Source organism: Rhodococcus sp. ENV425 (assembly GCF_002887785.1).
Taxonomy (GTDB): Bacteria; Actinomycetota; Actinomycetes; order Mycobacteriales; family Mycobacteriaceae; genus Rhodococcus; species Rhodococcus aetherivorans.
On sequence record NZ_PCZU01000244.1, the window covers coordinates 1 to 24334 of the forward strand.

Annotated in this window: 17 protein-coding genes and 2 pseudogenes; 9 read left to right on the forward strand and 10 right to left on the reverse strand. The window is 62.3% G+C overall.

The window, feature by feature from the left end; genetic code table 11:
• Nucleotides 1-162: 162 nt before the first annotated feature.
• The 4 genes and pseudogenes from CQZ88_RS29610 to CQZ88_RS21290 all read right to left on the reverse strand — a co-directional run bounded on the left by CQZ88_RS29610 (nucleotide 163) and on the right by CQZ88_RS21290 (nucleotide 4894).
• A complete protein-coding gene (locus CQZ88_RS29610; RefSeq protein WP_146034352.1) occupies nucleotides 163-1041 on the reverse strand; it encodes a hypothetical protein in 879 nt (292 codons plus the stop codon).
• On the reverse strand, nucleotides 1034-4090 hold the full coding sequence (locus CQZ88_RS21280) for a LysM peptidoglycan-binding domain-containing protein (RefSeq protein ID WP_102800256.1): 3057 nt from the start codon (nucleotides 4088-4090) through the stop codon (nucleotides 1034-1036). The genes CQZ88_RS29610 and CQZ88_RS21280 overlap by 8 nt, the downstream gene beginning before the upstream one ends.
• Before the next feature lie 79 nt (nucleotides 4091-4169).
• Nucleotides 4170-4364, reverse strand: a pseudogene (locus CQZ88_RS31505) (hypothetical protein); the annotation flags it as partial.
• Nucleotides 4365-4402: 38 nt separating this feature from the next.
• A complete protein-coding gene (locus CQZ88_RS21290; protein WP_102800257.1) occupies nucleotides 4403-4894 on the reverse strand; it encodes a hypothetical protein in 492 nt (163 codons plus the stop codon).
• A gap of 631 nt (nucleotides 4895-5525) precedes the next feature.
• Here CQZ88_RS21290 and CQZ88_RS21295 point away from each other — a divergent pair.
• Both CQZ88_RS21295 and CQZ88_RS21300 read left to right on the forward strand, forming a co-directional pair.
• Nucleotides 5526-6704 (forward strand): tyrosine-type recombinase/integrase, encoded by a 1179-nt coding sequence (locus tag CQZ88_RS21295; RefSeq protein ID WP_102800258.1) that lies wholly within the window; start codon nucleotides 5526-5528, stop codon nucleotides 6702-6704.
• A gap of 5 nt (nucleotides 6705-6709) precedes the next feature.
• Nucleotides 6710-7723 (forward strand): hypothetical protein, encoded by a 1014-nt coding sequence (locus CQZ88_RS21300; RefSeq protein WP_102800279.1) that lies wholly within the window; start codon nucleotides 6710-6712, stop codon nucleotides 7721-7723.
• 20 nt (nucleotides 7724-7743) lie between these two features.
• On the opposite strand, the gene CQZ88_RS21305 is transcribed toward CQZ88_RS21300, so the two are convergent.
• Together CQZ88_RS21305 and CQZ88_RS30005 are read right to left on the reverse strand one after the other, a co-directional pair.
• A complete protein-coding gene (locus tag CQZ88_RS21305; RefSeq protein WP_102800259.1) occupies nucleotides 7744-8649 on the reverse strand; it encodes a hypothetical protein in 906 nt (301 codons plus the stop codon).
• A 182-nt stretch (nucleotides 8650-8831) separates the two neighbouring features.
• Nucleotides 8832-8987 (reverse strand): hypothetical protein, encoded by a 156-nt coding sequence (locus tag CQZ88_RS30005; RefSeq protein WP_180987054.1) that lies wholly within the window; start codon nucleotides 8985-8987, stop codon nucleotides 8832-8834.
• Between the two features lie 121 nt (nucleotides 8988-9108).
• Here CQZ88_RS30005 and CQZ88_RS29615 point away from each other — a divergent pair, with 121 nt between their 5' ends.
• Nucleotides 9109-9507: a hypothetical protein gene (locus tag CQZ88_RS29615; RefSeq protein WP_219727529.1), complete on the forward strand. Its 399-nt coding sequence runs from the start codon at nucleotides 9109-9111 to the stop codon at nucleotides 9505-9507.
• Nucleotides 9508-9544: 37 nt separating this feature from the next.
• On the opposite strand, the gene CQZ88_RS21310 is transcribed toward CQZ88_RS29615, so the two are convergent.
• Together CQZ88_RS21310 and CQZ88_RS21315 are read right to left on the reverse strand one after the other, a co-directional pair.
• Complete coding sequence (locus tag CQZ88_RS21310; protein ID WP_102800260.1) at nucleotides 9545-10102, reverse strand: ImmA/IrrE family metallo-endopeptidase; 558 nt, start codon at nucleotides 10100-10102, stop codon at nucleotides 9545-9547.
• A gap of 42 nt (nucleotides 10103-10144) precedes the next feature.
• Nucleotides 10145-15115, reverse strand: coding sequence for a DEAD/DEAH box helicase (locus CQZ88_RS21315; protein ID WP_102800280.1), 4971 nt, complete (start codon nucleotides 15113-15115; stop codon nucleotides 10145-10147).
• 190 nt (nucleotides 15116-15305) lie between these two features.
• On the opposite strand from CQZ88_RS21315, the gene CQZ88_RS21320 reads away from it, so the two are divergent.
• Entirely contained in the window at nucleotides 15306-16043 is a 738-nt protein-coding gene (locus CQZ88_RS21320) for a DUF3800 domain-containing protein (protein ID WP_180987055.1), read from the forward strand.
• Between the two features lie 425 nt (nucleotides 16044-16468).
• Nucleotides 16469-17227 carry a hypothetical protein gene (locus tag CQZ88_RS21325; RefSeq protein ID WP_146034354.1) on the forward strand — a complete coding sequence of 253 codons (759 nt, stop codon included), beginning with the start codon at nucleotides 16469-16471 and terminating at the stop codon, nucleotides 17225-17227.
• On the opposite strand, the gene CQZ88_RS21330 is transcribed toward CQZ88_RS21325, so the two are convergent.
• The gene (locus CQZ88_RS21330) at nucleotides 17224-18459 is read right to left on the reverse strand and encodes a hypothetical protein (protein WP_180987056.1); all 1236 of its coding nucleotides are present in this window, start codon (nucleotides 18457-18459) and stop codon (nucleotides 17224-17226) included. The genes CQZ88_RS21325 and CQZ88_RS21330 overlap by 4 nt on opposite strands.
• 291 nt (nucleotides 18460-18750) lie before the next feature.
• Between CQZ88_RS21330 and CQZ88_RS30010 the strand changes: the two genes are divergently transcribed.
• Complete coding sequence (locus tag CQZ88_RS30010) at nucleotides 18751-19683, forward strand: DUF4393 domain-containing protein (protein ID WP_180987057.1); 933 nt, start codon at nucleotides 18751-18753, stop codon at nucleotides 19681-19683.
• A gap of 199 nt (nucleotides 19684-19882) precedes the next feature.
• On the opposite strand, the gene CQZ88_RS21340 is transcribed toward CQZ88_RS30010, so the two are convergent.
• Complete coding sequence (locus CQZ88_RS21340; protein WP_102800264.1) at nucleotides 19883-22213, reverse strand: DUF262 domain-containing protein; 2331 nt, start codon at nucleotides 22211-22213, stop codon at nucleotides 19883-19885.
• A gap of 68 nt (nucleotides 22214-22281) precedes the next feature.
• Between CQZ88_RS21340 and CQZ88_RS21345 the strand changes: the two genes are divergently transcribed.
• The 3 genes and pseudogenes from CQZ88_RS21345 to CQZ88_RS21355 all read left to right on the forward strand — a co-directional run.
• Complete coding sequence (locus CQZ88_RS21345; RefSeq protein ID WP_102800265.1) at nucleotides 22282-22791, forward strand: hypothetical protein; 510 nt, start codon at nucleotides 22282-22284, stop codon at nucleotides 22789-22791.
• Nucleotides 22792-22934: 143 nt separating this feature from the next.
• Nucleotides 22935-23648, forward strand: coding sequence for a DUF2510 domain-containing protein (locus CQZ88_RS31510; protein ID WP_102800266.1), 714 nt, complete (start codon nucleotides 22935-22937; stop codon nucleotides 23646-23648).
• Between the two features lie 296 nt (nucleotides 23649-23944).
• A pseudogene (locus tag CQZ88_RS21355) lies at nucleotides 23945-24334 on the forward strand (HNH endonuclease); the annotation flags it as partial.

Here is a 24334-nt window from a genome sequence, read left to right on the forward strand (position 1 = left end):
ACCGTCCGCCGGCCGCGGGAGCATACGTTTGCCGCCCCCGAGACCAACGAGGCCAAGATCCGACTGCCGTATTTGCAGAATTAGATTAACGATTATCGAGAAAGATGTTAAATACGATAGTCAAGGGGGCGAAGATTCTTAATTCCCGGGGTTGTGCCGCAATTATAGCGACGATTTTATCGACTCGATTCGATAGGACTTAAGAATTTCACCGATCGAACTCTGAGAATGATTAACGCTGTACCATACTTTTCCAAGCTGACCGTCTACGATCCTAAGCCCATCAGAAGTTACTTCTCCGTAAACTACATGTCCGGTCCCATGCGCCCCCCGATAGAACACCACGTATCGCCCGATAACACCGCCCTCGCGCACAGTGGCGAATCCGCCAGACTTTGTTGCGATCTTGAACCCCAGTCTGGTAAACCAATTGAGCGCATACTGCTGTGCGAACTCTAAGGCTTTCGATCCGGTGCTAGCATAGGCGGCCTGCGGCAAGCCGCTTGTTCGTGCCAGCCATTCAGCGGACACCTCGATTCCAATCATTTCTCGATATGCTATGGATGCTGTGTGAGCTGCGCAGTCGTTGATATTTTTGACATATGATGCGGCTCCGGCGCCGCCAATCTTTGCCACAACTCCGGTTGCGGCTCTTGTTACTGCGAACTCTCTCAACAGCTCTGTCATAATGAGTACACAGTGGAATTCCACGAGTGTTACGAGATATGCGTTTCCGAATGCTTTTCGGAACCCGAGCTTCAATGCCTCCGATACCCGCCGATCAGGGACCGCTGGCAGCCTCGGTAAACGGCCATACTCACCGGAAATGCTGCTCAGAATTTTCTCCTTTTCGGCAGGAGATAATAGGTCCCATGCTTTGGCGCCTCCCCAATCCTTTTCCATGACCGAGAAGAACTTCTCGACATCGGCCTGAAATCTGCCGTACAAACGACCGATATTGGCACCCGCAGCCTCTGCCTGATCTGGATTTGAGGGGCTGGGATACGCAGGAGTCGGGAAAGAACGAAAGAAGTCACCCAACGTAACCTCCCGAGGTTGACCGCAATGAAGTCGTCACCGCGATGTCGGTACCGGAATTCGGCGTGTATTCATGCCATTCGGCGATCAGCGCGCCCTTTTCCCCGGGTTGTAGGAGCGGAACTGGCGAGGTTGCCCCGTCATGAGCGAAGGTGAGCTTGGCCACTGTAATGTGTGCCTGGTCTGGGATCGCCACGACTACAACCGATTCCTGGATTCTTCGTTCATCATGGACGTCGATGACGACGGGGACGCCTGTTAGGAACCCGGAACTGTCCTCAACTTCGATAGTGACTGGGGTGACGCTAGGTTGGAGGACCGTCTGCGTGGTCGTGTAGACGGACTCCTGAAGCCTCACAGCGTGTCTCGCCGGGTTTGCTGGCGGAATTCCTGGATAGTTGCGGTCGTCGTAAGCGGCAATCTCCTTGGCGATCGTCAGATAAGGCGCATCCGGCGTTGTGGTGTCGATGATTCCTTCTCGAGCGAACCTCATCCACCGCGCCTCCCATCCCTTGCGCACGGTAAGCACGACGCGCGCGGCGCCGGCGCGCAGAAATGCTTGCCGAGTGGCGTCGGGATGGCGGAGGTCACGGATGAAAGGCCAACTGGGCGGCACATCCCAAAAGTATGAATAGAGGAAGCTGACAACGTTCTCCCACTCGATCGCCTGGTTGATGAAGCGGACCTTATCTTCATGCTGGCGAACTGCGCTCCACTGCTCCGCGCTGAGATTGAGTGTGTTCTGGTCGAAGGCGATGCCATGTGCCAGGTCAACGCCGTTGACTGCGGCCGCGGAGAAGGCGCTGAGTACATCGGCAGGCATGTATTCGAAACTCTTACCAAGCACAAACCTCAGAACACTCCTCATGATCTCGTCGTTCTCCTCGCGGCGAAGCGTGAGCGTGTCGACGGCAAACAGACGCTCGGTGAGTTCTGTGATCTCCTCGCCGATCTGTTGCTGCTGCGCGTAGTACTCGGTCTGCGCGGCACCGTAGATTGCGTTCCAGACTTCGTTGCGCCATGCCTCCTCAACACCTGGAGCATGAGCGAGGATCGCCTTAACGCGAACAAAGGGCGCAGCAGAGTTATCTAAAAGGAACGTAACCTTTTGCTGACCAGTGTGGTTTAGAAGAAAGTTCGAACCGTCGGGCGCCTGTGCAAGTCTGTCTACGAAGTAGATAGAGCCGCCAGGTTCGCTTGGGATGATGATATTGGTTCCGATGAGGTTGAGGTGAATATTTTCATCGTTGGGGTGACGTCCAATGTTGGCGGTAACGCGCAATTCGGCGATCCGCGTTCCCTCTGGCACTGTGAACTCAAGCGCTATGTACATCCAGGACTCGTTCCCGGATCCGTTCATCTCCGCCGAGACTGGCGCATGTACATCGGGATACGGGGGCACTGCGACCTTGTATTTGTCAGCGAGCCACAGATAGCGAGGTTTGCCGTTCGGGTCGGGTGCTCCGTTAGCGTTGACGGGGTCCCGATTGACATCTGATGGTGAATAGGGGAAAACGAACGGACCCTGCTGACTGCGTAATTGATCCAGTCGCGCATATGTGCGCCGCATGGTTGCCGCCGGTTCGGGCACTACGACGTCGTAGGTCAGCCGGAGGCCATATCTGTACAAGCGCACATGCCACTTCCGCATAAGGCTGAAGTAGTCGATCCGGATTGGATTAGGACCCGGGTTGGACAGCGTTCGCGTGGAGGTCTGCTCCGAACCGGTCTCGGTCCGCGTGGCGATCGTGACCTTGTGCTCCTGCCGCGACCGTGATGACGCCTTCTGAGTGAGTGACTTTGCGTGCTTTCGGCTCACCGTTGCCGAATCGGATTCACCGTTCTGTGTATTGAACGTGGACGTGCTTGAGCCTGAGATGATTGGAATGCCGCCCTGGACTGTTCCGGTGATGTTGAACTGGTTCGAGTGTTGCGTTTGCGAGGAGGTCGACTGGGAGAGGTCGGTGCTGTCAGTGACTCCCGTTTCGCTCACCCCCTCAAGCTCGTCAGTGACGATTTTCGTGAATTCCTGCGAGGTGACTGACCACTCCTTGTAGGTGACCGCCGTCTGCTCGCCTGGAGCAAGCGGGATCGTGGCGACGAGTTCGCCGCGCTCGATTCCTGCTGGGACCATCTCGATACGTTCGAGGTTCAGCAGACCAATGGGCACCGCAGTCCCGGAATTCGACAGGGTTTGCGCAGCGACCAGCACTGAATTTAGAATATTCACGGCCCGGCCAATCGATTCAGGGTCGTCCCCTTGGCCAAGGCGTGCCGTGAGGTCTTCGCGGCGAAGGCTTGCCAACTCTTGGGCGAAGGAAACCAACTCGGCCGACGGAATCTCCGCTACCTGTGCAGCGGAGGGCTCAAGAAGCGGCACCAACGCGCTTGCGAACGCCATAAGTGTATCGAACGTTCGATCACTCACACGAGGAGGGCTTGCCACTGGTGCGACGTCGCCCGCATCGCGCATGCGACTCCGGACCATCACAGTCTCGCCCTGGGTCAGTCCGAGCGAACGGATCGATCCTGCCTTCGTGAGGGCATCAATATCTGCTGGCACCACTGCATCTCTGGCCTCTAGGGGAACTAGTGTCGCCTTGTACAGTTCGCGTGCGGAATGGGGTAACTCCACATCTCCCGAACTTGGTGGTGCGGGTGCAGAGAGGTCAGGAATCCATAACGACATGCCTACGGGCAGTGCTCCAGGTTCGGAGATTCCATTGGCCCCGGCGATTTGCGGCCACAGTGTCCCGTCACCGTAGTAGCTCTGCGCCAGAGCCCACAGCGTGTCGCCGGGGACGACTTCATGGACACGTCCTGATCCGAGATCGGGAATCACAATACTGCTGCCGACCTCAAGGTTCTCGGCGTCGTCGATGTCGTTGGCAGCCGCTAAAACTGGATGTAGTCGTGGCTCCCCGTAGTACTGCTCAGCGAGACCCCAGAGCGTATCTCCTGCTATCACCGTATGAGTGGTCGCCACAACGACGCCTTCCACGAGTAATTTGGCCCGGTGAACGCGGACCACAAAAGATGTGGGGGTCCCCATTACTCCACAATCGTTACGCCCATAATAAACTAAGCAACCGCATAAGTTAAGCCACTTTATACTGATTCGGCCGTCCGTATTAGCCTTCAAATTTCCGTCTGGCTAGGCTGATCTGCGGATAACACGTAGGTGTCTGAGCAGGGTCACATCGCCGCCGCAGAGCCACTCCGGGACGATACGGGCGACGGTGTTGCCAGGCGGCCTCGATCAGCAACCGGCGCGCGTGCCCATTACCCGTCTTGGTGATCGCTCCCTGTGAGCGTGTCGCGCTCGACAACGGAATCAACCCGATCCTGCCTCCCAGCAGCAGTTCTAGTAGCCCATCACTGCGTGTGCGCTGCGATGCTGGACGATACGTGGCGGCGCGTACGGTGCAGGCCATATCTGCAGCTTGTATCGCTCGACCACCTTGTCGACGACGAGATCCCACGCCAAGTCGCGTCCTGTGGCATAGGCGCGGACTCGGTAGGTTCCGGTGCCGGCCGAGAGCACCGTGTCAGGGAATCCGTCGACGGGTTCCTCCGCTCCGGTGAGGACTGTGGCGATATCCGAGTAGGTCTGCAGCGAGGCTTCCTCGATGTCTTCCCATCCACTGTCGACGAAATCAGGAGTATCACTGAGGACCTCGACTTGCAGATCGAGTGGTCCCATGGACATCCCCGTGTACACGTAGACCATCCCTGTGTCGGCAGCGAGCAGACCGAAGCCTGGCTCGGGCAATGGAGGAAGTTCTTCCCAGGCCCGATCGTCCGCGTCTTTCACACAGAACATTCGGTCGACGCTGGCTCTGCCGATGTACACCATCGTGTCTCACTCCTTTCTGCAACCGGAGCAGTCGATCGGCAGAGGACCGACCGTACGTCCCGGTGGTCCGTGCCCCTCGCACATCATAGAAAAGGTCGGCTGATGGCCGGCGTGAAGCAACTGGGGTCGCATCGTCCGATTGCGCTGATCGGTGGCGCTGGAGGTTCGCGTCAGGCCCGACGTGACCATGGTTGTAACCGCAGAACATCCCGGAATAGTGCCGCTGACGGGGATGGCTACGGACTTTCCGTACAAGTAGTCCCTGGATCATCCGACACGGATCCGCCGGAGTGAGGGGCCATTGCGACAGGAGCACCTGTTTCCTGCACGTACCTGACCTCAACCTCACTGGTCAGGGGCACTCTCCCAGTGTCCATCCAGCACGGTGCCGACCGACACGAAACGTGGAAACCGACACGCCACCGACACGAAATCTGGAAACCGACACCGAATCGTGGAATCTACACAAAACGAATAAATCGGGCGGATTTTCGACCTGCTGCTATGTCGGTCATGGTTTGCGCGGGCTCGGTGTCGCTAATTGCCATTAGCGCACCATCACCGCCGAAACCCCTGCTGAGCGCGTTTTCCTGTTCGAGAGTGTCGATGCGGGGCGGTAGGCTCCTGTTTCGTGCCCGACGACCTGATCAGCCGCCGCCCAGACGACTCTTCGCCGCCTGTCCCGACCTCGTCGGACCCAGCTGCGCCGTCCGTGCCGGTATTGCCGGCCGAGACCCTCACGAAGGTGGCCGGGACAGCGGGGCGGTCGCGTTCGGAGTCGACGCGCCGGAACTATGCCGCGGACTGGCAGCGGTTCACCGCCTGGTGCCAGCGGGAAGGACATGTGGCGTTGCCGGCGCATCCGCTGACGGTCGCCGCTTATCTCCTCGAGGCGGCGTCGACGGTGATGGAGGCGGGGGAGCGGGCCTACTCGCCGTCCACCCTGGCGCGGTGGGTGGCGGGCATCGGCTATCACCACCGCCGCGCCGGCCACCCCGCACCCGGAGCGGACGAGCTCGTGGCCGCGACCCTGTCCGGGATCCGGCGGGACTACGCCGCGGCGGGGGAGCGGCCCCGGAATCCGCGGGCGCCGCTGCTCACCGCCGACATCGTCACCATCGTCGACAAGATGCGCGCCGACTGCACCGGCTGGGCCGCGGAGGTGCTGGAACGCCGCGACTCCGCCATCTTCTTGTTGGGGTTCGCGGGGGCGTTCCGGCGCAGCGAACTCGTCGCCCTCGCCTGCAGTGACGTATCGCTGCACCGGCTCGACGGCCTGCACATCAAACTCCGGAAATCGAAGACCGATCAGGAAGGCCGGGGGAGTGTCCGGGCGCTACCGTTCACCCACAGCCATGCAAGCTGCCCGCCGTGTGCGTGGCTGCGGTGGGCGCAGGTCCTCGCCGCCTCCGACTCCGGCGGCCGCACTGCCGTCATCCGCCTGCTCCGCAACGCCGAACCGTTCGAGGCGCACGTGTGCCGCGGCTCGCGGCCGCGCATGGTGCCGTCCTCGCCGTTGCTGCGGGCGATCCGGAAGAACGGCAACCTCTCCGACATCGCCCTGTCGGGAGCGGCGGTGCACCAGGTGATCCGCCGCCGCGCCGCCCAGGCCGGCTACGACCCCGAGATCGTCCAGCAGCTCGGCGGGCATTCGCTGCGGGCCGGGTTCGTCACCCAAGCTTTCCGCAACGGCGCGTCCGCGCACGCGATCATGCGCCAGACCGGGCACAGCACCCCCTCGATGCTCGAAACCTACGCCCGCGAACACGCCCCGCTCATCGGCAACGCCGTCACTCACCTCGGGTTGTGACCGCCATGACCAGCACCGAACGAGAAGCCAACCGCCACAACGATATTCACGACGCCGACCTCGGCCTCCGCATCCCGAGTCGCTACCGGCACGACTGGGCGCTGTTCGCCGACTGGTGTCTTGCCGCCGACCGTCGGTCCATCCCTGCTGCACCCGACACCCTGGCGCTGTTCCTGCACGAACACCCCGCCGCGGTCGCGACGCAGCGACGCCGCCTGTCGGCGATCAACGCCGTCCACACCGGGCACGGCTACCCGGCCCCGGGCCGGACCGAGACGGTGCGCCGGCACCTCGACACCACCCGCGTTCAACGCCTCGACCGGATCGGACGCCTGCTGGTGCAGCGAGCCGTCGAGCTACCCACCGCGGGCTGGTCGAGTGGGCTGTTCGGCCGTCGCGACGCCCTCCTGTTGGTCCTCGCTGCCACCGGCATGAGCTTCACCGATCTCACCCGGCTGCGCCGCCGCGACCTCCGCCTCGACGGCGACGTCCTTGTGGCCACGACCCGGGCCGGCGAACGCTTCCGCCTTGCACCGGATCCCGAGACCGGGGACAACCCCGCGGTCTCGATCTACCGGCGGTGGGCGGAGATCCAAACGTTCCTCGACCAACACCCCGGCACCCACCTGCTGCGCCACCACCTCACCGACCCGACCGTGATCATCGCGGATCCACTCGATGCGGAACAGGGCCGCCAACCGTTGCTGTGCCCGATCGACCGCTGGGGACACCTCCCGCACGCGCAATCGATGACTCCGCAATCCGTGTCAGCGTTGGTACGAGCACACCTGTCCGGCCGGGCCCCGGTGCGGAAGGTGGTGTCCGTTCCTTCGCAGGACGACAGCGACACGTGGGATGAACCTGAGATCGAACTCGATCCCGCTTACTACGACCGTGGCACTGCCGCCCGCCACCGCGATCACGAGGCTCTCGAGAATCTGACTGACGTCTTCGACGAGATCGAAGCGCGTACCGATGCACTACTCCAGGATCTAATGGGAGTGCTGGAGAGGCTGTAAGCAGCGGGCGCTCGAGAAGGTCAGGCTGCCTGCGGTCCGTCCCCCCATTTCGTACGAACGAAGTCTCGGAATACCGCGACCAGGTCGGCATCCTGTGTGTGCGCTCGATGCGTGACGGTCAGGTTCGTCCTGCGCCCACGTTCGAGGCCGGGTTGGGTCCGAAGGACGTCCTTCGGAGTCTTGAGAACCTTGCCCCTGGGGGTGATCACGCTCCGTTCTGCCTGGGCAAAGCTGAGCACACTCGTGTCGTAGTAGCGGCCGGCAGACATGAGCAGTGTCGGGCGAGCCCAGTGGCGCGGTACCAGCAGCAACGGCTTCCCTGCGGCGATGGGCAGCGTGACATTCCTCTGCGTCCACCGGCCACCATGTGAGTCCCATACTTGGCGGGAGAACACACCGACCCGGTGACCTCCGGCCGTGAACTGCGGATAGCGCACCATCATGTCGGCCGTGAAGTCGGCCAACGGTTCGAACACGATCCGAGTCGTGATATCGGACGTGATGTCCCGGTCGATGCCTTCGATGAACAGCGGCAGGTCCTCGATCCACCGGAGAATCCCGATGCGCACCAGTGCCTCGAGATCGGTGTTGAGTGCAGTCCAAATCCACGCGCCGACGTCTTCGGCGCCGCCGTGTCCGTGAAAACCCTGGGCTGCCATTCCCAACCGCGTCTCCCACGGTTCTTCGAAGCGCTGTAGAAGTTTGAGCCCGTGCCCACGGACGGACGCGGTGGTAGAACCGACGCATGCTGTGACTTCGTCGAAGAACGTGGCGGTGCACTGGTTGGCTGCCGCCGCGAACGGATCAACTCCGTGACGCAGACGAATCGCGTGTGGATCGAGGAACATCCGATTGTCGGCGGAGACCTCGACATCGAGGAACGGTACGGGACCCGAGATCCCGTAGTGAGTAGTGACGGGAGCCATAGCTCCTCCTTCGTGATCGATGACCCGAAGAGGAGTGGGACTGTCGTGTCCCTGGGGAACTCCGTTACGCTGTGATGGACTCGACCAAAGTCATCACCGCGCCTTCGGGCCGGCTTGTCCGCCTCTGTTGTGAGGAGGCGGATGTGGGATGAGGGTCGACGTTGGGAGACGTCGACCCTCACTCACTTTTCGTTGCGAACCCCTTTGTGCTGGTTCGGGCTGCCGTTGAGAATGCGCCCAGTCTTCGTGTCGCGCTTGAACCAAGTCTTGCCGACCTTGAATTCGCTGCGGCCCTTGACTGCTCCGACGCGATGACCGCGTCCAGTGTTCTTCGCCATGCGCACCTCCTGAACTCGCACTTCCAGTGTTACGGTTTCGAAACGTTGTATCGGTATCGTACCAGACAGTGTTTCGGTAACGAAACACTGTTGCGAAGCGATACGCTCGATGAGTGAAGGGATGGATTCGATGAACCAGGCTGTAGACCTGGATCGCCTGGTAGGAGTACTGGACAGCAGGATCACGGCCGAAGGTTTGTCCTGGCGTAAGGCTGCTGCCCAGATCGAGGTGAGTCCGGCGCTGCTGTCTCGCCTCCGAAACGGACACCAACCGGACTTGTCGTCCTACGCCAAGATCGTGCGGTGGCTCAATATGTCGGCCGACGAGTTCCTCCATGAGCCCGCACAGTCGGTCCGGGACGACAGAGGAGAACCACGAGAACTCGAATCCGAGGTCAGCGCTCTTCTGCGCGCACGAAAGGATCTCTCCGAACTCGATAAGAAGCTGCTGGAGGAACTCATTCGAGCGGCTCTGACGCACGTTCGCGGAACAAACAGTGGAGCACAGAAAAGCTCGTGACCTCGATGCGGTAGCCGAACCGAGCCGGAAGCACTCCTCAGTTCGGTTGATTGCGGCGTCGGCGGATCTGGCGACCTCCGCTGACGTTCATGCGCCAACGCGCCATGTCGACACTCACGTCAAACTGTTCGGCGACGTCTTGATCGCTGGCTCCTGCGATACCGAGCCTTCGAGCCGTGTCGGACGGGATGAGCAGTTCGCCCGCCAGCCACGTTGCCTCGTCCTCGTGATCGCCTGAGTTCGACGACCGGCAATCGTCGATCCCGACCACGGCCGCCTCGAAGGGGTGCTCAAGGATCACATGGGACATCTCGTGACTAACGGTCGAGCGACGCCGTACCTCCAAATGAGCGTCGTTCTCGATCATCACGATGGCTGAACCCATCGGCAAAACCGCTCCGGAGAACACATCAGGTCGCACCTGGGAGAAGTGAGCGTACGCCTCCGAGCAGCCAAGGTCCGACAGACGAATCACCCGGATCCCGTAGAGTTCGGCCAGCTGATAGGGGTCGAGGCGGGACTCGGCATCGAGGTCGAGTTCTTGACGCACTTCGAGCGCGAGCCGTCGCGCCGACGCTTTGAATCCGTGCTTCATCGAACCCCTCCGCCTTCGGCCTCGCAGCCGGTGCCGTACTGATCAGACTGGCCCCCCACTGCCTGACAACGAGTCAATGATCTTGAGAGTTTCAACGGACACCGTCGTTACCCTCTTGATGAGATCGATAATGTAGGTCGGGTCGTCGTGCTCATCGCACCAATCGTTGGGGTCGTTGACGATCCCCGAAGCCTTCTCGGTCTTGACCTGGTACCGGTCGATGATCCACGCCAACGCCGATCGAGAACCGAGCATGTAGCGTTCGGCTTCCTCCGGGATGCCGGTGATGGTGACCCTTGGGTTGTAGACAATGACGCTACGGTCATCGATGTTCTTGCCGGACTCGGGGTCTTTCTTCTTGCCCCACTTCATCTTCGACACTCGCCACGTCTCACGGTCCTCGGCGGATGCACCCTTTTTGAGCTGGATATCCAGCGGGTACGGCTTGACAGTCTCGTAGCCGATATGCAGCGCCGACAGGCGCCGGCCTGCATCGGCAAGCTGCTCGAAACGTACTCGCGATTCCGGCGTCGGGATGTGCGGGAGCATCTTTTTCAAATCCGCCGCGTACGCCTGCCGGTAGGACGGGTCGTGAAGCAGACCATAGACGTAGAAGAAGATGTCGTCCTTGCTGACCTGGTCACCGACCGCAGTGCGGTACAGCGCGAGGATGCCGTCGGTGATGTTGTCGACCCGTCGGTATCCGTACTCGTCAACGTCGAGGTCATCCGTATCCGATGCGAAGTCCAGTTCACCATCACCGAGTTCCGCTTTGGTGTAAGTCCAGCGTGGGAAGAACTGGCCGGTGTCGAGCAAGTGCAAGTTCGGCAGTAGATCCGTTATGAATGGTGTGAACTCGAAGTGAGAAGCAGGTGCGGTCAACACGATGCCGATGTTCTCGTGGTGCGGCGTCGGAAACATTGACGGCATCTGCGACCGCTCATGGTTCAGATGCCCATCGAAGTAGGTGTGCTGCTTATTGAAAGGCCGGTAGAGACCCACAACGTGCCCATCCGGTTGATGTGTGATCTGCGCTCGGCGGGCAAGGTGAGTTCGTAGGCTCCGCGACCACTTGATGTAGTCCGCCTGTGCGGCATGCGGGTTGATGGTGAGGTAGTCAGTGACGGCGGCCTCGTTCGGCCGGGTCACACCGGCGGTGCGGCAGAAGTCTGCGAACGGGATGTGCTGGTCGTTGTAGTTGTCGATGAGACGCTGCACGTTCGCGGTCAGGCCGGCGCGGGAGTAGTTGTACACCCACGCATCCCGATTTGTTTGGAGCCCAGCCGAGAAAGCTGAAAAGACGGTGGTCTTTCCCGGAAAGACGTTCTTTTCCCCGATTGCTGGCCAACTCAGGTAGTCATCGTTGCGCTGGTTGGTCCAGTCACCGTGGCTGTTCGGGATGATGGATTGCCAATCGACGGTGTCGAGGGCGCTGTCCGCGACAATGTGGAGCTTGTCCTCGCGACTGAGGTAGTCGCCAATGTCGCGGTAGAAGATCTCACACGGGCCAGTGTGGGAGAGGTTCTTGATGCCGATCCAGATTCCGACGGTGGTGCGAGCTCCACTGCCGAAGACGTTGCCGGCCTCTTTCTTGCGGAGTTCTCCGGCAGTACGTGCGTTGCCGCGCAGGTTGTAGACGTAGATGCGGGAGTATTCGTCGGCGAGAGAGAGACGGATGCCGTCGGCGGTGTTGCCATCGATCCAGCCACCGTTGGATACGAAAGCGACGATGCCGGTGTCACCGATGCGGTCGGTAGCCCACCGGAAGGCGCGCAGGTAGGAGTCGTAGAGGCTGTTCTTGTTCGTGGCGGTGGATCGTTTGGCGTAAGTGTCGGCGATCCGCTTGTCCAACGTCGGGTAAGAGACGTTGGCGTTGAGGTCATTCGCCGAAGTCTGTCCCACCGAGTAGGGCGGGTTACCAATGACCACGTTGATAGGCGTTGCGTTCTGGCGGATGATGCGGTCGTTGTTCTGAGGGAAAATCACCGCGTCGAGACTGTCGCCGTCCTCGGTGATCTGGAAGGTGTCGGCAAGGACGATCCCTTCGAACGGCTGATACGTCGCTGCGCTGTCGCCGCTGGTCAAGGCGTGGTAGGTGGATTCGATGTTGACAGCGGCGATGTAGTAAGCGAGCAGCATGATCTCGTTGGCATGCATTTCGTTCGCGTACTTGCGCGCGAGGTCCTCGGTCCGGATCAGCCCGGACTGCAGCAGCCGGGTCAGGAACGTGCCGGTGCCGGTGAATGGGTCCAGGATGTGCACACCCTCGTCCGTCAGGCCTCGGCCGAATGCGTCGCGGGAGGCGTGGTCGGCGGCGCGGAGGATGAAGTCCACGACTTCGACAGGGGTGTACACGATCCCCAGTGCTTCGGATTGTTTCTTGAAGCCGAGGCGGAAGAACTTTTCGTACAGCTCGGCGATGACCTGCTGCTTACCGTCGGCACTGGTGACTTCGGAGGCGCGGACGCGCACGGAGGCGTAGAAGCTGTCGAGCTTGTGGGTTTCGGCCTCAAGACCGGAGTCGCCCAGTTGGTCGACCATGGCCTGCATCACCCGGGATACGGGGTTGTGGGAGGCGAAGTCGTGTCCGGCGAACAGGGCATCGAAGACCGGTTTGGTGATCAGATGCTGGCTTAGCATGCTGATCGCGTCGTCTTCGGTGATCGAGTCGTTGAGGTTGTCGCGAAGGCCTTGCAGGAACTGCGCGAACGCCTCCTGGATGTCGGGGTTGGCACTGGCGAGGAGGGCGCGGATGCGGGTGATCTGGGAGGCGGCGATGTCGGCGACATCGGCGGCCCAGTCCTCCCAGTAGGCGCGGGTGCCGACCTTGTCGACGATCTTGGCGTAGATCGCTTCCTGCCACTCCGACAGCGAGAACAACGCCATCTGCTGCGCAAGCTGCCCACCCTCCGGCAAACCATCGGTGCCGTCAGTGGTGGAGTCGGTGCCGGTGCCGTTGCTCGGGGTCGCGCTGGCGTCGCTGGTGGGGCCGATGTGTCCGCCGAGGAGCCGGTCGGTGCCTTGGCCGGTCTTGACCACATCGCTGTTGGTGTTGAGGGCGATGGAGTTGACCATCGCATTGAACCGATCATCGTGCGCGCGCAGGGCGTTGAGGACCTGCCACACCACTTTGAAGCGGCGATTGTCCGAGAGCGCTTGGGAGGGTGCGACGCCAGCCGGCACGGCGACGGGCAGGATGATGTAGCCGTAGTCCTTGCCGGGGTTCAGGCGCATCACCCGCCCAACGGACTGCACCACATCCACCACGCTGTTACGAGGGTGCATGAACAGCACCGCATCCAGCGCAGGCACGTCGACGCCTTCGGACAGGCAGCGGGCGTTCGACAGGATGCGACATTCGCCGTCGGGGACGGGGGCTTTGAGCCAAGCCAGTTCCTTGTTGCGCTCGAGGGCGTTGAAGGTGCCGTCGACGTGGTGGACCTCGCAGCGCAGATCCCGGTTGGTGTCGTCGATCCGGTGCCCGTCGTTCTCCCCGCTGTCGAGCAGGTCGCGGTAGGCGTCGACCACCGACGGGAACACTTCGGAGAGCTGGGTGGAGGCGGCGATGTCCTTCGCGAACGCCACCGCCCGCCGCATCGGTGCTTCCCCCGGAGTGAAGCTGGCACCATCGGGCGTCTGCCCGGCGCGTTTTGCCAACCCGTTCCAACAGCCAATGATCCGGGAGGCATCGTCGAGGCGCAGCTCCGAGTTGTCGCCGGCGAGTTGGTCCTGCAGGGGACCGGCCATCACCGATTCATCGACGGTGAGGACGATGACTTTGTAGTCGGTGAGCAGGCCGCGGTCGACGGCTTCACCGAAGGACAGGCGGTGGAATTCGGGGCCGAACAGATCTTCGTTGTCCATTGAGTACAGCTCGGCGGAGTGTTCGTCGGCCTTGTCCTTGACCTTCTCGTCGAAGATCCGTGGGGTCGCGGTCATGTACAGCCGGCGTGCTGCCTTGAGGTAGTCGCCGTCGTGCACGCGCACGAAGTTCGACTCGTCCGCCCCAGCGACGGTGGCGCCGGTGGTGCGGTGCGCCTCGTCGCAGATCACCAGGTCGAACGGATCGACCCCGTTCTTCTGGGCTTCGGCGACCACCGGCAGGGATTGGTAGGTGGTGAACACCACCGTCAGGCCCTTGGCGCGTTTGCGGTGCTCCATCTCCGCGGCCAGCACCGCGGGGTCGGTGGTGACGGGGATGGCCACGTCGTGCACTGCGATGTCCTCGGCGGCGCGGGAGACCTTGGTATCGGAGCACACCGCGAACGCCCGCAGGTCCAGCTGGGTCTGCGCGGTCCACCCCCGGAGGGTTTGCGACAGCAGCGAGATGGACGGAACGGCAAACAGGATCCGGGCCGATCCGCCCTGCTCGGCGGCGGTGCGTTCGGCGATCTTCAGGGCGGTGAAGGTCTTGCCAGTACCACAGGCCATGACGAGCTTGCCGCGTTCGTTGCCGGCAGCAAATCCCTTGAAGACCTTCTCGATGGCCTCGACCTGGTGCGTACGCGGCTCGTGCCGGACGGCTTCGGCGAGGCTGACCTCAGGGACCCCGTCGGTGAAGTCTTCGATGTTCCACTCGATGGGGGATTCGGCGATCTCCGCCAACCCGATCCGCTGCACCGGGATCGACTGATCCTCGAGGGCGGCTTCGGCATGTTTTCCCCACCGGTCGGTGGTGGAGATGATGATCCGGTTGGTGAACGGCTTCTTGCCCGAGGCGGTGAAGAACGAGTCGATATCGCCCTTGCTCAGCGTCGAGGTGGGCTCGTAGAACTTGCACTGGATCGCGGTGTACGCGCCGGTGTCGCGTTCGCGGGCGACCAGGTCGATGCCGGTGTCGGGTTTGCCGTCGCGTCCGGGCCAGTCGATCCACCGCCACACCTGGTCGTACTGCTGGGAGAGCATCGGATCGAGTTGGAAGTAGCGCACCATGAGCTGCTCGAAGCGGGTGCCGCGTTCGGAGTTCGACGGGGCCTTGCGGAACGCCTCGATCACCTCGTGTACCGATGTCACGTGCACTCCCCTTGACGTCCACCGGGACCTGCTCCCGGTCGTACTGCACAAATCGGGATAGACGTTACCGGGACTCAAGACCCCACTGCCGGCACAGGTGGTGTGTCGATAGGACCCGGTAATTTCATGGCCCGAGGTCGTCGGCGAAGCGCTACAGTCTCATCGCCGCGATGCGAAGGACCTGCCGTGGGTGCGTGTCCGGAACGTGATCCATGATCTGTTCATGCCCCCGCACCTCGATCGCATGATCTATGTCGACGACTCCGGTCACCCCCAGTCCGGCCTGGCGGTCTACGGGTGGATCGAGTTCCGTCCGGATCAGTGGCGATCGGTGTTGCGGTCGTGGCTCGACACCCGCAAAGCCCTATGGCGGGAATTCGGGGTGCCGGTGACCCGAGAGCTGCACACCACCGAGTACGTCAACGGCCGCGGCCGGATCTCGAAGAACATCCCGCAACGGCACATCCACGATGGTCACGAGTACTGGAAGGACTTCGGCCGCGAAGTCGCGCACGATTGCCTCGAGACCTTGCGCTGCACCGAAGGCTTGATCGTCGGATCGGTCTACCGCCGGGGCGAGCCCAACGATCTGGCGCGCACCAAGAAAGAGCTGTACGCCGACCTCGTCGCCCGGTTCGAGGCCGAACTGGCCGCCAGTGACTCACTGGGTCTGATCTTCATGGACGGGGACGGCAGCGACAGTTCCTATCGCAGCACCCACCGCGGTCTTTCCCTGGCACAGCGGCGGGTCATCGAAGACGCCATCCACGTCGATTCGTCCGGCTCACAACTGGTACAGATGGCCGATCTGGTGGCGTGGTCGGCCACCGCCATGATCGATCAGCACCCGAAGAACGAATTCGCCGCACGCTGGTACCGCGACTACTTGGCCGAGCGTGATCCCCGACGAGAACCTCAGGAACTGTAGAAACCCCTGGAAACAGCTAGACCCCCTGCTCCACAGGTGTGGGGGGGTCTGCGCTATCAGCTTAGCACTATCGCGCCTACGGCGAGATAGGTGATGGATCACAGCTCCCCTCCGACGAAAAGCAGAGCCGAGGCGCCGCGAACGACGCCCTGCTCCCGGCAGAGAACAAGCAGGTTGCGGGCACGGATCACACCTGCCATCTCATGTAGCCGATCGTTCTGCCAGCGAAGTCACACCCCCACCAGCATGTCGGAGTTTGCTCCTACGATCAGCGCGGGATCGGCAGGAAAGACGGATCGGTGACGTTCGCCAGAAGGAGACGGCAGAGTATGGAACCGGGGCAGTCGTGGGCATACCGGGCACGGCGCATCGACGATCTCGTCGAGGTCGTCGTGCTGCGACTCGGAACGCAGAAGCCGGCGCGGGTGCTGGTGCGCTTCGCCGATGACCGGTTCGAAGGCCGGGAGGAGTGGGTACCTCCGGCCCGGTTGAAGGTGCCGTGGCCGGAGGTCGACCAGCTACGTACCCAGGAAGCACGCTGGGCTGCGATCTATGACGCGGGCTTGCACGACGATGACCCGAAAGCCGATGCCGCCGAACGGGTACTCGACCTCGTCTTCGACAACGACAACGCCGAAGTCGGCTACCGCGAAGGCGGCGCGATCCGTATGAAGGACCCCGCCCGCCTGGCCGCATCCCTCGGCTTGGACGAACACCAGTTGACCGGTCATCGACTGTGCTTCGTCGAAGACGACGTCACGATCGCCCCGTGGGAGGTCACCGAACTGGTCGTCACCACCGCCGCCCGACTGCATCCGGAACCGGTCCTCGAACATGTCGCAGCCGAAGAGCGTAAGGCCCGTTACGAAGCCATCCACGGCCGATGGACCGATGGATCGCGTTCATACCAGCGAAGCTTCATCGAACCCGAACGATGCGCGGAGTCCGATACCACCTACTACAAGCCCGAACGCGACGTCCTGCGACTGTGGTGCGGCCCTGAGGCCGGGGAACGCTTCGACGAACTGGTCGAATTACGCAAGGAGGTCCGTCGTGTCGGCGAGGTCGCCCAGGCGGCGATCGATGCTCTCCGGTCGGCCGGGTCGCACGAGAGCGCCGATCGCTTGCAACGGTCCCTGGGGCAGACCGTGGAGATGCTGCGCCAACCGAAGACGGCCGACTAACTGGACGGATGATACGGACTGAGCCACCTGGGCATGTAGGGGGCGAGATCGCGGGCGGAGATGTCACCGGGCACGACAAAGCCGAGTTCCTCGGAATTGCCGACGGGATCGAGGCGATCGGCCTGGTCGGTTGCCCAGCGGATCCACTGGGTGATCCGGGTGTGCCGGTCGACATCCTCGAGACTGTCGGCCAGGACCTGCAGCCGGGCGCAGTAAGCCCGGATCGCCTCGGCTTCGGCGGACCGTGCGAGCTGATCGCGTAGCCGGTCGCGATTGAACTGGTCGACATAGTCCTGCCGGGCTCGATGGATCGCGTCGTCCCATTCGGCTCTGCGCCGGAGGCGTTCTTCCTCGCGCCGGGTCCTGGCACGCACCAGGTCCGCTGCCCGCGTTGCGACTTCAGCGAACAGGTGAGGCAACTTCTGTTCGAGGGTCCACCGTGTCCGATCAGCCCACCCTCGCGTCCCCGATTCGGTCTGCAGGTCCAGACGCAGCCTCCCGGACCGCACAGAACGGACCCCGAGCGGGATACGTTGCCAGTCGTATTTGGCTGCAGCCAGCTTCTCCGGCTCGGGTGCCTCACCCTGTTCCCACTCCTCTGAGATCACCACGCCGAAGCGGTCCTCACCGACGGTGATCGCGAACGAGGGATCCTGGTCGTCGCGTAATCCGACCGGGTAGCCGCGGCGTTCGCATTCGTCGGCGATGGCCTGGACGATCAGCAATGCCCGCGGGCGGATGGGCTCGGACACGTCGAGCAGCCGCGGTTGCTTCAGCAGCATCCGAATCAAATCGGCGCTGCCGGACAGTGTGTGCGGCACCGGCACCGCAGGCAGGGACGGCGGGGTGTGTGAGCGCGGCACCAACCGGATCCTCAGCGGACCGCGGTCGCGGCCGGAATGTCGCAGCACGAACCCGTCCGGCACGGCGCCGCTGGTGATCGCGCGGCTGATCGCGCGGCGGTAGGCCGCCCGCAGGGACTCGGAAGGCTCCTCGACGGTCAGCGTGCCCTCGGCGGCGGCCAACTCCTGCAGCAGCGACTCCACCGACACCGCAGGTGCATCCGCACTCGAAGATGGGACGGACTTCCGTGCCGTCGACGATGCACGTGTCGCCTTGCCGGCTCTCGGCGTGTCGGCGACCGGCGAATAGGTGCCATGATCGAGATAGTGCCGACCAGCCTCGGTCACGGTGGCCGACCACGCGTGACGGCGGCGATCGACGGTGACCAAGCCGCGATGGGCCAGGGCATATACGGTGGTCTTGTACGAGGCAGTGGTGTCGTCGCGCGCAGAGGCACCCCTGCTCTACCCACCGCAAGATCTCTACCTGATATTCGGACAGCGGCGCATACCGTCGACCCATCCGGTCAGCATGCCTCATCCATCGATCACGCTGGTGCGCGCCACGAGTCTCCGCGACGCCGACTTAGCTCAGGTACCAAGTGTCAGAGGAATGTACGACACTGTCCGCAACATTGCGAGGCTAGATACGCCCTCGCCCTGAGCCCCAGGAGCCCATCGATGACCGGTTTGGAAGGGGTCGCCGGTGTCGCCGGCGCTGCTGCGAAGAAGGTGATCTCCGATGACCCTCAGGTCGACGGGACCCTCCTGGACGTCGCGAAGGACAATGGGGATCTTGCCCGCGCAGCGAAAGTGCGTGCGCGGCGCGCCGAGATGCTCGAAGTGGTCAAGTACCGGCTGGTCCAGCCTCTGGGATGGCTGTTCCGAGCAAGCTCGTATTTCGAGGATCAGTTCGAGGAGGACATGGCTACCAGACTCGACGACGTTCCTCCCGAGGAAGTGACCACACCACCCACCTCGATTGCCGCGCCGATCGTGCAAGGAATCAGTCACACCATCGACGAACCCGAACTACGCAATCTGTATCTGAACTTACTGGCATCGGCGTCGGACCTGCGCACCGCGGAGTCGGCACATCCCGCTTTCGCCCATGTCATCGATCAGATGACCTCGTTCGAAGCACAGGCCTTGGCAAAAGTTCTAGGGCCTGCGCTGCTGGGTGCCTACTATACGGCCGCCGCACGAATCCAGCTGTATGCCAACGCGGAAGAATCGGTGGCTTCGTCGCATCGAGTCGCGGTGCACTGCATCACCCAGCTCGAAGCGGTGAGCGATGACCCTGTACGTGCAGAGCACTTGACTGAGCGTCTCGGTGTCTACTACGTGAACTGGCAACGCTTGGGATTGGTCGAGATCGATTTTTCAAGATACCCCGCGGGCGAACATGCCTTCGACTGGGTGGTCGACCATCCCTTGTACGCGAAGGTGGTACGCGAGCACACCGAGGCCGCTCGGGTCGATTTCGAGAAGGGGATGCTGGGGTTCACGAACTTCGGTGTCGAGTTCGCCCGGACGGTTCTGCCATCCAACGCACGGGCACTCGACGGAGAAGTCGTTAACCCCGCATCGTCGAGCACACCACCCACCGAGTGACGGAAACATGGAGCAGAATTCGTCGGCTCAACGAACGATGTCCTGCGACCTTCACCGTCAGAAGAGGGCGCCGGTTGACATAAGAGTCCGCTCTCGGCCAGGGTACGCAGAGAAACGGTGAACTCTGCGCCGTCCATACCCGATCCGCTCGGCACCCTGCACCTTGTGCTGCGCCTGTCTCCCACGCGTCGTTGAGCAGTTACCCCGTCTTCCGGGCTCCTCGGCGACCACCTGAGATCACACCGACAACGCCGGGGACGGTGGTGTGCCGACCGTTTCCGGGAAAGAGCCGTGCACTGATCGCGCCGGCGGACGGCAGATCGTTGACCGGGTACTGCGGCGACGGTGTCTTTCTGATCTCGCCGATGGTCAGGAAGTCACCGACATCGAGATCAGCGAAGGCGTGGATGATGTGTTGTCCGATATCGCGCCGTGTCGATGCCACGGCGGTAGCCGTCGCATCCCGTCGATGGGGAGCAGTCGAAGCACGATCGCGATCGGGGCGCAGGTCTCGTGCGGCGTCTGTGATGCGCGGAGACGCGTCTGTCGCCGCTGCTGGGCGGGGCCACATGATGGTGGCAGCGCGCGCGAGCATCTCGGAGCGGCGTTCGATCGAGGTGGTGGTCCAGTCGGTGGGTAGAGATCGGTTGAGTGTCAGCGCGGAGTGGGCGAGCAGATGCTCGCGCTTTGTGTTCCAGGCCGAGTTCGACAGGCTGGAGTTGAGTTTTCCGGTGATCAGCGTGAGGTTGCCGATCGTGTCGAGCAATGCGGCGCGGCGCTCTTCTTCGGCCTCGGCAGCTATCGGATTCGCCGGCAGCTCCCAGTGCTGCTGCCAGCTGCGGGGCATCAGGTGTTCGACCGACAGTTTCGAACTCGGCGGTATCGGTTCGGTCCGGTCGGTCGTCAAGTGCTGTTCGAACGCCAATAATAAGCGCTGCAACCGATCTCGTTTGAACAGCCGGTACAGCGGAAGGCCTCGTAGGGACTCGTGCAGGTCACTGTCGCTCGGCCACAGTCCTGATTCCGAATCCTGGGACACCAGGAACTGTTCGATCACGTCGTCGGCGGATCGGTCCGAGGTGGACAGGCGGCGCAGGAGCTCGAGGAACAGGCGGTTGTAGTTCTTGGAGGTGAGCCGACAGATCGCGCGACGGATCACGTAGGCCTCGAGGAGTTCGAGGGCGCGTTGCCGGACGATGCCATCGGTGTGGGCGAACAACCACAACAGAATCGGAGTAATGGTCTGGGTGTCGGCGATCTCGAGACGGGTGAGGATTCGTCGTTCGGTGTCGGTGCCGATGTCTCCGCTGTCGAGTTCGTCGTAGATCTGCGCGTACCGGGCCAACTCGATCAGAAAGTCCTGGGCGCGGTCGGCATCGGAACCGAAGTAGGTACGTGCGGCGGTGAACAGCTGATGCGATTGGACTTCGCGATGGAGCAGCACGGTGAGGAAGAACGCCACGTAGATGTCCAGCCGGGGACGTAGCAGGCGACCGAGACGCACATCGGTCTGCCATTGCGGCATCTCCAGCGGTTCCCAGTACTTCTCGTACAGCTTGTCCACCGGCCGGCCGCTGTCCTGCAGGGTGCGGAACAGGGCGTTCTTGATCAGGTCGGAAGCACGAAGAGCTGTTCCGCGGGCATTGAGGGTTTCGAAGATCACTTGGGCGTTGTCGTCGATGCCGAGGTCGATCACCACCACTTCGAGGTGTTCGAGCAGCACTTCGGCCAAGCCGTCGAGGACGGTCTCGGTGTCGTCGTCATCATCGCGCGCGAGGAAGGCATCGATCTGTTCGCGGAAAAAGACGTAGGCGGCGGCGATGCGGGGCAGAGCCGGATCGTGGGTGCTGTCGCGATAGTTGCCGCGCATGACCTCGGTGTAGGTGCTGCGATCACGGTTGGTCGGCCACAGTTTGAATTCTTCATCGGGACCGTCGACGAAGTCCGCGTCGTTCTCGAGGGTCTTGGTCAGCCGGTTGAGCCAACGGGTCTTGACACCGAGGGCGAGGTACGTGTCGCGAAGTGCAGCGATGAGGATTTGCAGGGTGGTCAGCCGTTGCTGTCCGTCGATGACCTCACGAACTTCCAGGCTGCCCAGGGCGCCGCGTTTTTGTTCGAGCACGATGGCACCGAGGAAGTGCGGGGCGATCTCGTCCTCTTCGCGGCGGTCGAAGGTGTCGACTACGTCTTCCCACAGTGGGGCCCACTGCTCGTCTTCGTCCCATACGTAGGGACGTTGGAACAGGGGCACGACCAAGCGCACATCGTTGCGGAACACTGTCTTCAATCGCCGCGGATGCGCTTCCACCGAACTTCCCTCCTGTGCACCATCGCCTTCGCCCCTGTCATGATCACATGTCGACGCACCGAGTCGTCGGAGCTTAGGTAGGGCACCGTGAAAGCAGAGTCCTAGAGCCCGCCGCGTGTACGCATGGGTTTCGGTTTCCTCGACCAGAGCTCTCCGAGACGGAGACGCTGGGCACGGCATCGCCGCGATCGGACTGCGTCCGGCCAGGGATGTCGGGAACATCGGATAGTCTCCTGCGCTATGCCCCGAAACAGTGAGTCGCGGTGAAACCTGCGCTCAGTAACCGCGAGATGTATGAGCCGGTCAGTGCCCACATGCAGGACATGGGATTCGATCGGGTCAGCACCCGCCGAGGCAACGCCGACGATCTGTTCCACATCGACGGCCACGATGTCGTCGGGCGCGGAACGATCACCCCGACACCGATCGACGAGCATCATCTCCGGCAGCTTCACGAGACGGTGTATCTGAAGAAGGGCAATGCTCAGTGGGTGCACTTCTCCTACGGCGGATACACCCGGGCTGCACAAGCATTCGCCGACAGCACGGGAATCGCGTTGTTCGAGTTCAAACTCGGTGGGCGGATCGCGCCTCGGTCGGAGACAGCGACACAGTGGTACCGGCGCAAACCGCTCGACCGGTGGAAGCGCCAGTTCATCTGGGCATTGATCGTCATGGCGGCCGTATCGTTGGTCGTCGTCGCCGTCATCAAGGTTCCGATGGTGGGTTGGGTTCTTGCTGTTCTCGTCCTCGTCGCCATCGTCGGACCGGTCGTTCGCCTGGTGACCAGAACCGGGTAGCCGAGCAGGACATCACCTCGCGGGTGATGCGGCGCGGACGGCTGCGCCCAGCAGCACCCGCTCGAGGACCGCGTGTATAGATGTCCTGAAGATCATCGGTACTGCTCGTACATCGATCTCCATGGAAGGAGGGCACGCGCCCGATGAACGACTCGACTCCCGGGTGGCGGCCCGATCCTCACGATCCGGCGGTGTTGCGGTATTGGGACGGGCAGCAATGGACGTCCAATACCCGTATCCGGACGGGTCCTGCTCCGGAATCAGAGTCACCGACGCCGCAGAACCCAACTTCGTCGTGGGGCCGTGGGCTCTCTCTTCTGCTAGGAGCGGTACTGGCGGTAATTCTGGCCATCATGATCGGTGGCATCTTCGTCGAAGGCAGCGACGACACCGAAGCCTCTGTCCGCGCCGATGACACCAGCAGTGAGCCTGCAGCCCCGCCCGAGACCACGGCGCCCGTCGTGCCGTCCGAGAGCGTGGACACCCCGACTCTCGCGCCCCCACCCGAGACAACGGTCGCCGAGCCTGCCACCGATCTGGGTGTGCCGCTGCGCGACGGTAGTTTCGAGATCGTCGTGCACTCGTGGGGCAACTCGACTGCCGCGATCACGGTGACCAATATCGGTACAGGTCCCCGGGTCTTCCGGTTCGGAGACCTCGATGCGTTCGATTCGCAGGAGCGTCGTTTCAGCCCGACTGTCAACACGCTCTCACCGCTTGCCTACCCGACATTGAACCCTGGGGAAGCGGCCTCCGGGGAGCTCTACTACGAGATGAGTGGAGCGGAACCGGACTATCTGTTGTTCGAGGATTCGTTGACGTTGTTCTCCGAAGGGGTCCGGATTCGGTTGCGGTGATCGGGCGGGCAGTGTGAATCTCGTTCGCCCTCGTGTCCGGCAAGCCGGATCAGCGGCTGCACGAGTCCGGTGCTGTTCTCACGCTCTTCGGAACTGCGGATGTTCACTGTCGCTGCGGTCGGGTTGTTCGTTCACTGTCCTTCCTGAGCGGAACCCGGAAGCGATCCGGGCCGGTAGGTGAGATTCCCGATCGCCGACACGACCCGCGTGCTGGCCTCATGCCCATCGCGCTCACTGGCACCCCCACCGGATGCACAGGAGGACGGGTAGCCGAAAAGGATTCTACGATCGCAGATGTGTCGACCCCTGAATCCCCATCTGCCGAAACGGTTCCGGATCCTGCTCTCGTCGAGGGCGACAAGGCCGATATCCTCGCTCGCACCGTGGCCGCGATCGATGCCGGTGATCTCGAGCAGGGCCGGCAGATCCTGCGCAGCGAGTATCCCTTCAGTCCGGTAACAAAGAACTCACGGCAGTACACCGAACGCCAATGCCTGCGCGTGTTCTACCGGGACGGCTTCCTCGATCGTTACAGCGGCACCAAGCTCGTGCACCCAGCTGCCCTGCGCACGCTGTCGCTGATCCTGCCGGACGAGTTCCCGGCGCATCCGAACTGGCAGATGTCGCAGTCGCACTTCGCGTTCTGGGAGCTGTTCCCGACCATCGACCATCTGGTTCCGGTCGCC